This window comes from Thalassotalea loyana (assembly GCF_030161435.1).
In the GTDB taxonomy this organism is placed as follows: Bacteria; Pseudomonadota; Gammaproteobacteria; order Enterobacterales; family Alteromonadaceae; genus Thalassotalea_G; species Thalassotalea_G loyana.
In genome coordinates, this window is sequence record NZ_BSSV01000001.1 from 953,196 (window position 1) to 966,371 (window position 13,176).

The window sequence follows — 13,176 nt, forward strand, 5'->3', positions numbered from 1 at the left end:
ATGACAAAGGCTGATATCTCTCAGCCTTTTTTAATGACAGTATCTTTAAATATTTATGATGCTTGTAACATAACTGTAATATTACTGAAATTTAAGTGTCACAAAAGATTAGTATAGTTTTCACCGTTCCAACCAGACAGACAATTTATATTGGAGAATTCAATGAAGTTCAAAAGAGCTTTAACTGCTTTAGGTTTAGCAGGTTTAATGAGCGTATCAGCGTACGCAGTAGATAAGGACTTACCAGAGTACCAAAAGACTAGTGGTGTTTCAGGTAACTTATCATCTGTAGGTTCAGATACGTTAGCAAACATGATGACATTCTGGGCAGAAGAATTTAAACGTACATACCCGAACGTTAACATTCAAATTCAAGCTGCTGGTTCTTCAACAGCTCCACCAGCATTAACTGAGTCTACTTCAAACTTAGGCCCAATGAGCCGTAAGATGAAATCTCGTGAGATTCAAGCATTCGAGAAGCACTTTGGTTACAAGCCAACGGCTGTTCGTGTTGCAATTGACGCATTAGCGGTATTCGTACACAAAGACAACCCTTTAGAAGGTTTACGTATTGACCAAGTTGATGCGATTTTCTCTAGCAACCGCAAGTGTGGTGGCGAGAAAGATGCTGACCGTTGGGGTGACTTAGGTTTAGCAGGTGACTGGGCAGGTAAAGACATCCAGTTATACGGTCGTAACTCTGTATCAGGTACATACGGTTACTTCAAAAAGAAAGCACTTTGTAAAGGTGACTTCAAAAACACTGTGAACGAGCAACCAGGTTCAGCGTCAGTTGTACAATCAGTTTCTGCATCGTTAAACGGTATTGGTTACTCAGGTATCGGTTACCAAACTTCAGGTGTTCGTGCATTACCATTAGCGAAAAAAGGCGACAACTTCGTTGAAGCTAACATGGAAAACGCTGTTAAAGGTAAGTACCCACTTTCTCGTTACTTATACGTTTACGTTAACAAGCACCCGAACAAGCCATTAGATCCAATGACTGGCGAGTTCTTGAAAATGGTACTTTCTAAGTCAGGTCAATACATTGTAGAAAAAGATGGCTACATTCCATTACCTAACAAAGTAGTACAAAAAGAATTAAAGAAACTTGGTTTAACAATGTAAGTTAAGTTTCTTAGAGAAAAACGCTAGCTTAGGCTAGCGTTTTTTTTTGCAAATTTTATTGTGTCATATGCGGTACTAAGTGCTTTTCAAGGAACTGCTGTGCTTCATGACTTTCAATAAGATATTGTTTCGCCTGTTCGAGTTCTTCATTGGATACCTGTTTGTTCTCTAGTAACAAAGCTAACTCGCTAATAAGGTTAGCTTCATAGACATAGCAAGCAAGGGTATTAGTCGTAAACTGTGGTTTTAGCATCACTGATTTTGTAAGGTTTGCCTGAAGTTGCAAAGCGCTGGTAATGGACGCTGGCAATTGCCAGTGTTTGGCGATGGAGTACGAGAGGCTTTTTGAATAATCAATTAGCAACTTTTTGAAGATAAGACTATTGGGTTGGCAGTCTGCGTTGACGTGAGCAAAGGCCTCAACGAGCAGCTGAAAGATGATCATATCACCTAAATTTGTCAGCAACCCAACCAAGTAACTTTCCGCCGCTTGCTCGGGTAATTTTGCGTCTTTCACTAAAGATTTTGCGATGACACCGGTGGTATAACTATGCTGCCATATCTTGTTTCCATAGTGTTGAAAATAGATAGGAGAGGCGGGGACTAAACGATTAACAAAACCATTGATGACACCTTCGGTTAAGCCGTTTACACCGAGCACTCTAACGGCCAGTTTTAAATCGGTAATCGATTTACCGGTATGGTTGTAATAAGCGGAATTTGCCAGCTCTATGACTTTAGCAACAATGGCTGGCTCTTGTTCAATGAGTTTGATCAGCTGATTAATATCAAAATTGTCATCATTGAGCTCGTTAGTAATTTTATTAATTGATACCGGTAAAGCAGGCAGCGCTGCTACAATAGTTTCAGGCTTACTGAGTAAAATATTAATTTTATTAGCAATAAATAACGATAGGTCGTCATGTTCTACAGATGATGCCTGTTTACCAAACAAAAAATCATAGAATCTAAGCTGGTGCTCCTGTTCACGATACTCCCCATTGTCGATAGATGTTTTTAAAGATGTTTGAAGCGCGTCAACGGCTTTTTGTTGTTCATCATCTTTGTTTGCACGAGTCTCTTCAAATGCAAAGTAGTTTGGCGTGTAATTTTGGTTAGTCGAAGGAAACAGAGTGTTAAGTAACGCTTTAAACATAACAAGTTAATAAGGTTCGCTTAATTACAGATGTCTTCCTTTGAGTATAGTAATAAATCGAGATGATGAAGTGTTAAATTCATTAGCTAAAAAGCAATTCAATATTCAGCTGCTTTAAGTGCTTTTGTTCAGTTAATAAATCGGCTTCAATTAAAGGCTTGTCGCTTAACCATTGCTGTTTAAATTTGATTTTTAGCGTGTTTTCTTTAGCACTGATTTTGAGGTTTGGTATTTCTGATAATTGTCGTTGTTGGCTCAGTAACACTGATAAGCGAAGAATCGCGTTGATGCGCGCTAGTTTCTGTTGGTCGAGTAAATACCACTGTAATTCAGTTGCTGGACTTATCTTTTTCCGGTGATTGCCTACTAGCCAAGCAAGTGCTTGTTGTTGCTCGAGGGTAAAACCTGGTAAATCGGCATTAGCGACAATATATTCGCTATGTTTATGATAACTGGATGGGTTGATGTCAAAACCAACTTCGTGCAGATATACGGCACCCTGCAGCAAAATCTGGTAGATACTTTTACCTATTTTCCAGTCTTTTTTGAGTGTTTGGTACATTGTGTCGGCTAACTCAAACACTTTGTCAGCTTGCTCTATCTCACTGTTAAAACGAGTCGTTAAAGACAAAACTGCACGTTTTCGCACATCCTCGTATTGAGACAACTCAAATTGCTCGTATAGAACACCTTCACGTAACGCATATTCACAATAATCTAACTGTTTGATATCAAGCATATCAACAACAGCAATTAAAATGGCTAAGCCAGAACAGAGGATGCTTTTCCGACTTTCTTTAAGTGGCGTTAGGTTAATGTTATCGACATAGTTGCAGGCGATTAATTTGTCTTTCAATTCATGGAGTTGTTTTAAATTAATCGATTGAGGAAACTCATGATCAGCATTAATTAAATTATAGATACTCTTAATAGTGCCCGACGTGCCAAGGCATTCTTGCCAACCAACCTTTTTAAATCGCTTTACATGGGCTTCAAGTTCTTGTCTGACCGCTAAAATGGCTCTGTTAAAGGCTTTGTCAGTAATTTTACCGTCAGCAAAAAATTGCTGCTGAAAGCTGACACAACCGACATTTAAACTAGTGAGTGTTTTCGTTGCATCATTTTCGCCAATGACACATTCGGTTGAGCCACCACCAATATCGATAATAAGTCGAGTGGTATCTGGCGTCGTATAATGCGCCACACCTTGGTAGATTAATCGAGCTTCTTCGTGGCCCGATATGACTTCAATATCGTAGGGTAATATTTGTTTTGCGGCGTCTAGAAAACTCCGCGCATTAGTTGCTTGTCTGAGCGTGTATGTCGCTACAGCTCGGAAGTTTTCGGCTGATAATTTGCTGATACTTGGTGCGAGGTCTCTTAATGCTTTAAGGCCACGGTCATTAGCTTCTTGATTAAGCTCATTGTCTTCACTTAAACCGTCTGCAAGTTTAACCTGATATTTTTCTGAATGAACGATTTGTAAATTGCCATCTACAAGGCGAGCAAAAACAAAATGAAAACTGTTGGAGCCGATATCTAAGGCGCCAAAATAATTCTCAGGTAATTCTATGTTTTCTTGTTCATTCATTTCTATATTGTTGCACCAATAATTGTTTTAAAGCGTCATCTTCTTTATTTTTCAGATAATCATAAATTGCCATTTGTGAACGCACGGCTTCGCCTGACATATTATCAACATACAGATTTTGTTGCTGTTCGTCGATAACTCGTGCTTTTACGTTGTCTTTGAAGTGCAACTCTAAGATATCTAAAATTCGTTGTTTTAAGCTAGGATCATAGATAGGGCAGGCGACTTCCACACGCTCATCTATATTACGTTCCATCCAGTCCGCTGAGGTGATTAATACTTGTTTATCACCTTGGTTATAGAACACCATGATACGAGGGTGCTCGAGGAACTGATCAACGATAGAAACAACACGAATGTTGTCACTAAAGCCTTTAATACCAGGTACAAGGGTACACATCCCGCGCACCAATATACGTATGTTTACGCCCGCATTGCTGGCTTGATACAAGCGATTAATTAACCCTTTATCCACTAGGTTGTTAATTTTAAGATCAATACCGGCGACCAAGCCCTTATTTGCGTTATCTATCTCGTTATCAATGAGTTGATATAGGCGACGACGAGACGTTAATGGAGAGACAATTAAATGGTTAAAACGAAAGCGCTTGTAACTGTGTGAGATGAAAGAGAAGACGTTTTCTACCTCTTGAGCAATCTCTCTATGATTGGTGAATAGTGAAAAGTCAGTATAAATACGAGCATTTTTCTCATGAAAATTGCCCGTTCCAATATGAGCATAGCGAACGATTTTTCCATCTTCTTCACGGGTAATTAGGCATAACTTTGAGTGAATTTTTAACGATTCGATACCAAACTCGACATTAATCCCCGCATCTTTCATGACTCGGGCCCATTCGATGTTTGCTTCTTCATCAAATCGCGCTTTCAGCTCAACAACGACTGTCACTTGTTTTCCATTTTTCACTGCTTCAACCAAAGAGTGAATAATTTCAGACTTTTTAGCGACTCGATAAATATTGATTTTGATTTGTTTTACAAGCGGATCGTAAGACGCTTGTCGAACAAACTCGGTAAAATGCCTGAACTTATAATACGGGTAATAAACTAAAATATCGCGTTGTTTGATAGCATCAAACATTGAGTTATTCACTTTAACGGGGGCTGCTTCTAGTGCGACCAAATCACTTTTTTCCAAGGAAGCATCACCCAAGTTAGGGAAGCCGGTAAAATCTTTAAAGTGACGGTATCGGACCCCCGCAACGAGGTTATCGGCATTTTTTATTCGAAGCTCTTTCCGAACAAATTTCAACATGTAGTTTGGCATATGCCTGTCATAGCCCAAACGAACAGGCGTTGCCTTTAAACGCTGCTTTAAACCTTTAGACATTTTATCTAAAAGACTTTGGTCGATTTCATCATCCAAATTGTATTTAGCGTCGCGCGTTAGTTTGATTGAGTACGCATCGATGTGATCATAATCAAAAATCCCTGAGAAAATATCATCTAAGAAATAGTGAAGAATATCGTCAAGCATAACAATGCGTTGTGTTTCTTCGTCACCATCTTTTGGCAGAATGACAAAACGATCTAATTCATCACGTGGGATTTCAACAAGTGCGTATTGCGTGATATCCGCTTTATTGAGGGCAACAAGCAAGTAAATACCGTCATCGTCCAAACACTCAGCCAATTGGGTTTTGTTTGAGATAATGATCGGCGTGATATGGCGAATAACTTGATGATCAAAGAAGGTTTTTAGCCATATTCTCTGCTTGCTTGATAACTTTTTTGCAAACTTTTTGGACTTCTCATCATTAAAGATGAGGTCAATATTGTGCTTTTCGAGCTCTGAAAAACAGGCGACAGCGTACTCTTGAAATTGACTGGTTAGCTGATTTACTTTGTCACTAATTCGATTAAATAATACCGACCACTTCATGTCTTCAAGCTGCTCCGTTTCGACGTTTGCAGCTTCAAGTAAGGATTGGCGATAAATGTTAGCGGCGCGCACTCTGAAAAACTCATCCAAATTAGATGAATAAATGCCTAAAAACCGAATTCTTTCAATTAAGGGGACATTGGGATCAGCGGCTTCCTGTAAAACGCGTTCATTAAAAGAAAGCCAGCTTAATTCTTTATTGTAAAAAGGTGCGTCCATTGCGTAGGTTTAGTTCTCGTTTACATCTACCATTAGATCATTTTCGATAGCTTCAAGTGCTTCTATCAAGGCATCAACGTCATTTTCACTGACTGAAATAATCACTTTTGCAGTAAACATAAGTTGACCAGAGTGCGGTGCGCTTTGTTGTTGAGAAACGAGCTTGATTAAGTTGCCGTGATTTTGATGAATGACGGATGAAATATCTTGCACGATGCCTGCGCGATCATTGGCTGTTAATGAGAGGCTAATGGCTTTGCCAGTATCTTGTGTTGGGTTTGGAGCATCAACAACTTGTAAATTGAATTGATTTAATTGCGCTAATGATGACTGCAGTGAGTCATAATGAGTCTCGTCTACCGATACCTCTAAAATACCAGCGAATTTGCCTGATAAATGATGCAGGCTACTGGTTTGCCAGTTACCTTGATGTTGAGAAATTGTGCTTGATAACGAATCAACTAGGCCGGGTTTGTCATCACAAATAAAGGAAATAACTAAATGCTTCATAAGGGGAGTCCTATTTGAAAAAAGGCATATCTATTAATAGCGTTTAAGTCGAGCAATTGTCAATGCTGTACATAGCAAATAATTGACTGATTTTTTAAGATTTTATTAAAGTTTGTTGTGTATCAACTTAACCGTGCTCAACGCTCGATAGTTGTGACAATTCTTTGTGTAGTTGATCGTCATCGCCAAGGTTCAATTCTATCATTCTGCGTAGATGACTCATGCTGTCGATATCCATCGCATTACAACGTAAGCCAAGCTCATGATCATTTTCATGCATGACGGCCACGTGCATTTCTACATTCGCACCTTCGGTTAACTCAAATACTAACGTGCCAATCTTTTTCACAAAGGCAAGGTCTACACTAGGATGACTAACAAGTGCACCATTGAGTGAAATATCATGGATTGATACTAAGTACTTTTGATCGTCGACGATTAACTGCGCATCGATAGCAAATAAGATACGGGTAAATTGACGTCTATTCTCCATAACAGCAATTCAACATTATTATTAACATCTTATAAGCATAGACATTAGTGAAAAAAAAAGCACCTTACGGTGCTTTTTTTGATGTAAAAAATTACATGATTTTTTTGTATTTAATACGATGTGGTTCAAGTGCTGCTGGCCCAAGCGTTTTCTTCAGCCAATCATTGTATTCACTGAAGTTACCTTCAAAGAAGTTAACCTGTCCTTCATCGCGGTAATCAATGATATGGGTTGCAATACGGTCAAGGAACCAACGGTCATGGGAGATAACCATTGCACAACCTGGGAATTCCAGAAGCGCCTCTTCCAGTGCACGAAGTGTTTCAACATCTAAGTCATTGGTTGGCTCATCGAGAAGTAATAAGTTACCACCGGTTTTAACCAGTTTTGCTAAATGAACACGGTTGCGCTCACCACCTGATAATTCGCCAATAAGCTTTTGCTGATCATTGCCTTTAAAGTTAAAGCGGCTACAGTATGCGCGTGAGTTAATCTCGTAACCACCAATTTGAATCAAATCATGGCCTTCAGAGATTTCTTGGTAGACTGTGTTGCTGTCTTCCATATCATCGCGAAACTGATCAACACTTGCTAGTTTCACCGTTTCACCTAGCTCAACAGTACCTGAATCTGGTTGTTCTGTTTCAGATAGCATTTTAAACAAGGTTGATTTACCCGCACCGTTAGCACCGATAATACCCACAATTGCACCTTTAGGAATGCTAAATGATAAATTGTCGATAAGCACACGATCGCCAAATGATTTTGTTAGTGCATTAACATCTAATACCTTGTCACCTAAGCGAGGACCAGGTGGAATATATAATTCATTGGTCTCGTTACGTTTTTGGTTTTCTTGGCTGTTCAGCTCTTCAAAACGAGCCATACGAGCTTTGTTCTTTGCCTGACGTGCTTTAGGACTTTGACGAACCCATTCAAGCTCTTGCTTAATCGTTTTCTGACGAGCATTCTCTGATTTAGCTTCGATCTCTAAACGCTTTTCTTTTTGCTCTAGCCAAGAAGAGTAGTTACCTTCCCAAGGAATACCTTCACCTCGGTCAAGCTCTAGAATCCAACCTGCAACATTATCTAGGAAGTAACGGTCATGGGTAATCGCTACAACAGTTCCTGTGTAGTCGTGTAAGAAGCGCTCTAACCATGCAACTGACTCTGCGTCTAAGTGGTTAGTTGGTTCGTCAAGTAAAAGCATATCAGGCTTTTGTAATAATAAGCGACATAACGCAACACGACGACGCTCACCACCACTTAATACGGCAACTTTTTGGTCCCACTCAGGTAAACGAAGCGCATCGGCTGCGCGCTCCAATTGGTTTTCTAAGTTATGACCATCGCTACTTGCAATAATTGCTTCTAGTTCACCTTGTTCTTTCGCTAATGCATCAAAATCAGCGTCTTCTTCGGCATAGGCAGCATAAACTTCATCTAAGCGAGCCATCGCGTTTTTAACAACATCGACAGCTTCTTCAACGATTTCACGAACAGTTTTGTTTTCATCTAACTCTGGCTCTTGAGGTAGGTAGCCAATGTTAGTTCCCGCTAATGCGTGTGCTTCACCTTCAAATTCTTTATCAACACCCGCCATAATACGTAGTAATGTTGATTTACCAGCACCGTTTAAACCTAAAACACCAATTTTAGCGCCAGGAAAAAATGATAATGAAATGTCTTTTAAGATTGTGCGTTTTGGTGGAACCACCTTTGAAACGCGGTTCATTGAGAAAATGAATTTATCTGGCAGTGCCATCAGAAACCCTCTGTTTAATATCTAAAATAGTTTTTCAGTATTGTAGAGTATCAACCACTGAACAGTCCACTGATGTATATGGAATTGGAGACCAATAAATGAGGAACTTTCTTAATACTGAGAAGCTTTTTTTACGAGTAGCGGTGTTTGTTCTTTTTATTATTTTTACTAAGTTGATATAGTCATCTCGAGGATTGTTAGTTAATTGTAAATTAACATAAATTTTATAAGGATATTTAAGTGAAAAAATACTTACTTGTATTTAGTCTTTTGGCGTCGCCAGTTTCCAATGCATTTAAATCACTACCTAGTCCAAACAGCATTAATTCTGAAACGTTAGTTGTTTGTAACAGTTATTACAATGAATTCGAGACAAGCTCTTCTTGCGGTAAATATGATTTGAACTTTGCAAAAAATGCAGCCAAACAATTAGCTTCTGATAGCAATCACTCAGCATGTGCTAATAACTCTAGCGAACCTAAATGTAGTTCATTGATAGCTTCTACAGGTGTTGCATATTTCACAGTTATTGATGTTACTAATAATGATGTAACAAAAATGAAAGTTGATATTACCTCTAACTCTAACGCAACCAATCCACAGAGCTTTTTTGCTTCTTGGGCATCTCCAAGTCAGGATGATTTAACTTTAGCTGAAAATCTTAATGAGTTAGACGTTATTTATTTGACTTTAATAAAGCGTGCCTCCTTTGAAGAAAAAGCCGGATTATTTGTAAATAAATTAGGAGAATCATGGGCTTCACTTGCACAACTTGCAAATGCGGATACAGGAGACTTTTCGACGATAGGTAATTGCAAAACGGCGCTTTCTTACATGTATGGTGATAGAAAAGATGCAACAAGTAAGAGGTGTGATGCTTTAATTAACTCTTGGATTGATGTTCAAGCAAAAGAGCTAAATTCAGGCATTTTTACAGACTTTTTTGACAAGCGTAACAGCATAAAGACGACTGTAACCTTTGAGTATGAAACATATGAAGTCATTAAGAAAGACACTCAAATTCGTTTGAATTTCAAATTTCCAGACGGTTCACTCCTTGTTTTAGTAATTACAGATAATGGCCCTGGTTCAAATCCTGGTATAGAAGTCGATACTATTTCATCAAGGGATTCAGAAGGAACCGTTTTAGCGAAAAAATTAGTTGAATTGGGTTATACGCCAGACTCGGCAGACGTGGGTTACGTTTCAAACGCTGAGGCACAAGCATGGGCAAGAAAAATCAATTGTGACCCGCACATTAATTCAGCTATAAATCAGAAAATTAAAATTGTAATCAAAGAGAGAGACGAAGACGGAAAACCAGTAAAAGTAGAGTTGTTTCGTATCGTTGATCAAACTGCGCTGACAGGTAACATTTACGAGTGTAATTAAAGTTGATCAATTTAAACGTCAATTAAGTAGAGTATTTCAATGCTCTACCGCAACTACTATTTGTGATATCCCTCCTTTCTAGTCAGAAGTTAAAAGGCTTTAATAAACTAGCCTTATTCAGTTTCGCTAAAACCATTGGCTATTATCAAAATAAATTAAGAAAAAGGGGCTAGTGATGAAATGAAAGCAACAAAACATCACATGATAGCCCCACAAGGGAAGCGTTGATTTAAATGAGCGCTTGATTTACAAGCAACTTTCCTTGTTTAAAAAATGCATTGATTACAATGTATGCATAAATGATAGTAGGTTATGTTTACGGTGTAAACATAACTTGTGTTAACAATTGTAATGACGAGTATTGAAGTGTTAATACGCGGGGGGATTCATTGATTTAGTGCAGTCAATGCTTACAATGTATCTTGAATTTTTGGTTAATAGGAAGTAGCTAGATGGCAAAAATTTCCGCGCAGGAAAGAGCAAAAAAGAAACAACAGTTGGATGATATTGTCTTATCTATCTTCTGGGAGCGTGGTTGGCACGCAATTTCCTATGCATCGGTCGCTGAAGCATATGGTTGTAGTCGCGGAGCTATTCAACGCTATTTTCCGCATCATTTAGATTTCGCGGAGTCAATTAAAGGAAAAGTGCTTCCATTAATTATGAGCAACTTAAATTGGGAATCTAAAGAAGCGCTGCACAAATCATGGACAGATGCGCTCTACAGTGACGATGTCAGATTTAGGCGTGTGATGGAATTATTATTTAGCCAAGTTTCTCAAGAGACACCAGCGGAACAAACGACTATTGGAATGAACAACTTTCTTTCGATTATTGAGCAAAAGTTTGGCGATAAACAGTTGGCAAAAATACTCTTTGGCGAGACTTTTCTAGCGCTCTTAAATATTCGGCGCGATTAACGTATAAATACGGGGGTAGTATGATTTGGATGACGTCAAAATTTGTTATTTTGTTTTTGTTTGTCATGTTTTTGCCTAGCGACAAAATTGGTAAACAGCGAACCTTTTTACGTAAATTAAAGTGCTTTCAAGTGAGGCATATACGTCGTGCAAAAGTCGCCTTCTCTCGAATCGCACTTTAGTTAGGACTGAAATTGACTTTCGCTGTACAACCCTGAGTTTCATTATTGGTCAAACTAAATGCCCACCCATACTTTTGACAGATATCTTTCACTATCACTAAACCAATGCCAAAACCTTGGTAACCTCTACTCTCTGCCTCTAAACCGATACCGTTGTCGATAATGCTGAGTTGCCCTTGATCTAGGAAAATTGAGACCTGGCCTTGAGCGGTGCTATTAACCGCATTAATCAGTAAGTTTTTAAACAGAGCCTTGAATAGACTTGGGTGTGCATGAAGAGTCATATTGTCAAGTAATTGATAATCGATAGTACATTGGTTGTTATCGATATAACTTGCAATGTCGTCCAACTCTTGTTGAATAAATTTATTATCGATAATGATACTCAAATCTTCATGGTTTTCTTCACGAGCAAGCAATAACAAGGTGTCGGTTAGCTCATGCATATCATTTACTGCTTTATCAATTCGGGTCGTTTGCGGCTTAACTTTATCGTGCTCTATCCGGTTAAGTAGACTGACTGAGCCTTTAATCACTGTCATTGGTGTTCGTAGTTCGTGAGAGATATATCGAGTGAAGGATTTTTCCCTGGTTATCGAACGAGCAATGGTTTGGCGATAACTATTAATCGCTGTAAGGGTTTGCTGCATTTCATTGGTGACCTCTCCCTCAACTGATAATGGTTCAAAAGACGTGGCTTGGTCTTGACTGAGTTGGTCTGCCATTGAACGAAATGGCAAAGAGATACGATTAGCTGCGGTCAGGATATAAACACGAGCGCATAGCAATAAGATAAGTCCACCAATAATGATTGTTGCTTCAATAATTAAAAAGGTATCGTCACTCCATTCATTAGCGTCACTGCTCTCAACTAAATAGTAGATTTTGTTGTTTAATTGCTTCCCTAAAATGACATATTCGTTATCTGTATCGTCATAATGCTGCGACATAACGCCAATCCAATCTGGCGATATTGCTTGTTGAATTTGATCTGGCAATGTCTCGTAACTATCGTAACTCTTCGTTAATGGATCTATTTCACGAATACCAGTATTACCCTTTGCATAGTAAGCTAGATGGTAATCACTTACTTCTGCCAGACGCTTTGAATTAACTGTGTTCTCTGTCAGTAAAATAATGGAGCGGAAAATAATCCAATTTACGACTAATAAAAACAACGTACCGACAATAAAAGCTCGGCTGATGGTTTGCGTGATTGATATCGATTTGTTAGATGTTTTCAATTTTGTAACCTAGCTTTGGGATTGTCTTGATGAGTTCTTTGTCAAAAGGTTTATCTATTTTCGCGCGTAATTGATAAATATGCTTTCGTAATAAATCTTGATCTGGCGTTTCATTGGGCCAAAGTTTATGTTCAATGTCTTCTCGACTCACGATGTTAGGTGAGCGTTGACACAACAATGTTAGGATTTTAAATCCACTCGGATTTAATTTTATTAATTGCTCTTGCCTAAATACGGTGTGGTTTTTTAAATTAATCGACAAGTCGCCAATGGTAAGTTGGCTCGAAAAAGATACGCCTTGAGAGCGTCGCAAGACGGCCTGAATTCGAGCTTCTAATAACGCTAGGTCAAATGGTTTTACAACATAATCATCGGCACCGATGGTTAAGCCTTCGAGCATATCCTGATTGGTGTCTCGGGCAGTCAGCATAATAATCGGCGTATCAATACCTGTCTCTCGCAGACGTTTACAAATAGTCATGCCATCCATTCCTGGCAGCATAATATCGAGAATTATGCAGTCGTAACTATTTTCTTGGGCTAGTGTTAGCCCAAGCGTTCCTGTAGCAGCATAATCTAGCTCATAGTCATCGGTTTCAAAATATTCAAAAATGATTTCGGCAACTTGCTGACTATCCTCTACTAGCAATAATTTTGTCATAGCTTACTCAAG

11 protein-coding genes are annotated in these 13,176 nt (G+C 38.8%); 3 read left to right on the plus strand and 8 right to left on the minus strand.

What is annotated here, in order from left to right:
• The first annotated feature begins 162 nt into the window (after window positions 1-162).
• Entirely contained in the window at window positions 163-1,128 is a 966-nt protein-coding gene (locus tag QQK05_RS04130; protein WP_284296175.1) for a PstS family phosphate ABC transporter substrate-binding protein, read from the plus strand.
• A 55-nt stretch (window positions 1,129-1,183) separates the two neighbouring features.
• Here QQK05_RS04130 and QQK05_RS04135 read toward each other — a convergent pair whose 3' ends face one another.
• From QQK05_RS04135 to ettA, 6 genes are all read right to left on the minus strand, one after another.
• Complete coding sequence (locus QQK05_RS04135) at window positions 1,184-2,284, minus strand: HDOD domain-containing protein (protein ID WP_284296176.1); 1,101 nt, start codon at window positions 2,282-2,284, stop codon at window positions 1,184-1,186.
• An 82-nt stretch (window positions 2,285-2,366) separates the two neighbouring features.
• Window positions 2,367-3,875, minus strand: coding sequence for a Ppx/GppA phosphatase family protein (locus tag QQK05_RS04140; protein ID WP_284296177.1), 1,509 nt, complete (start codon window positions 3,873-3,875; stop codon window positions 2,367-2,369).
• Window positions 3,868-5,997: a polyphosphate kinase 1 gene (ppk1, locus tag QQK05_RS04145; protein ID WP_284296178.1), complete on the minus strand. Its 2,130-nt coding sequence runs from the start codon at window positions 5,995-5,997 to the stop codon at window positions 3,868-3,870. The genes QQK05_RS04140 and ppk1 overlap by 8 nt, the downstream gene beginning before the upstream one ends.
• A 9-nt stretch (window positions 5,998-6,006) precedes the next feature.
• Window positions 6,007-6,507: a glycine cleavage system protein R gene (locus QQK05_RS04150; RefSeq protein ID WP_284296179.1), complete on the minus strand. Its 501-nt coding sequence runs from the start codon at window positions 6,505-6,507 to the stop codon at window positions 6,007-6,009.
• A 127-nt stretch (window positions 6,508-6,634) separates the two neighbouring features.
• Complete coding sequence (locus QQK05_RS04155) at window positions 6,635-7,000, minus strand: PilZ domain-containing protein (RefSeq protein ID WP_284296180.1); 366 nt, start codon at window positions 6,998-7,000, stop codon at window positions 6,635-6,637.
• Window positions 7,001-7,091: 91 nt separating this feature from the next.
• Window positions 7,092-8,765 (minus strand): energy-dependent translational throttle protein EttA, encoded by a 1,674-nt coding sequence (gene ettA / locus QQK05_RS04160; RefSeq protein WP_284296181.1) that lies wholly within the window; start codon window positions 8,763-8,765, stop codon window positions 7,092-7,094.
• 240 nt (window positions 8,766-9,005) lie between these two features.
• Between ettA and QQK05_RS04165 the strand changes: the two genes are divergently transcribed.
• Together QQK05_RS04165 and QQK05_RS04170 are read left to right on the plus strand one after the other, a co-directional pair.
• On the plus strand, window positions 9,006-10,157 hold the full coding sequence (locus QQK05_RS04165; protein WP_284296182.1) for a hypothetical protein: 1,152 nt from the start codon (window positions 9,006-9,008) through the stop codon (window positions 10,155-10,157).
• Between the two features lie 452 nt (window positions 10,158-10,609).
• A complete protein-coding gene (locus tag QQK05_RS04170) occupies window positions 10,610-11,077 on the plus strand; it encodes a TetR/AcrR family transcriptional regulator (protein ID WP_284296183.1) in 468 nt (155 codons plus the stop codon).
• A gap of 178 nt (window positions 11,078-11,255) precedes the next feature.
• On the opposite strand, the gene QQK05_RS04175 is transcribed toward QQK05_RS04170, so the two are convergent.
• Window positions 11,256-12,503 (minus strand): sensor histidine kinase, encoded by a 1,248-nt coding sequence (locus tag QQK05_RS04175; protein ID WP_284296184.1) that lies wholly within the window; start codon window positions 12,501-12,503, stop codon window positions 11,256-11,258.
• Window positions 12,490-13,164, minus strand: coding sequence for a response regulator transcription factor (locus QQK05_RS04180; RefSeq protein WP_284296185.1), 675 nt, complete (start codon window positions 13,162-13,164; stop codon window positions 12,490-12,492). Before QQK05_RS04180 ends, QQK05_RS04175 begins: the two co-directional genes overlap by 14 nt.
• Window positions 13,165-13,176 lie beyond the last annotated feature (12 nt).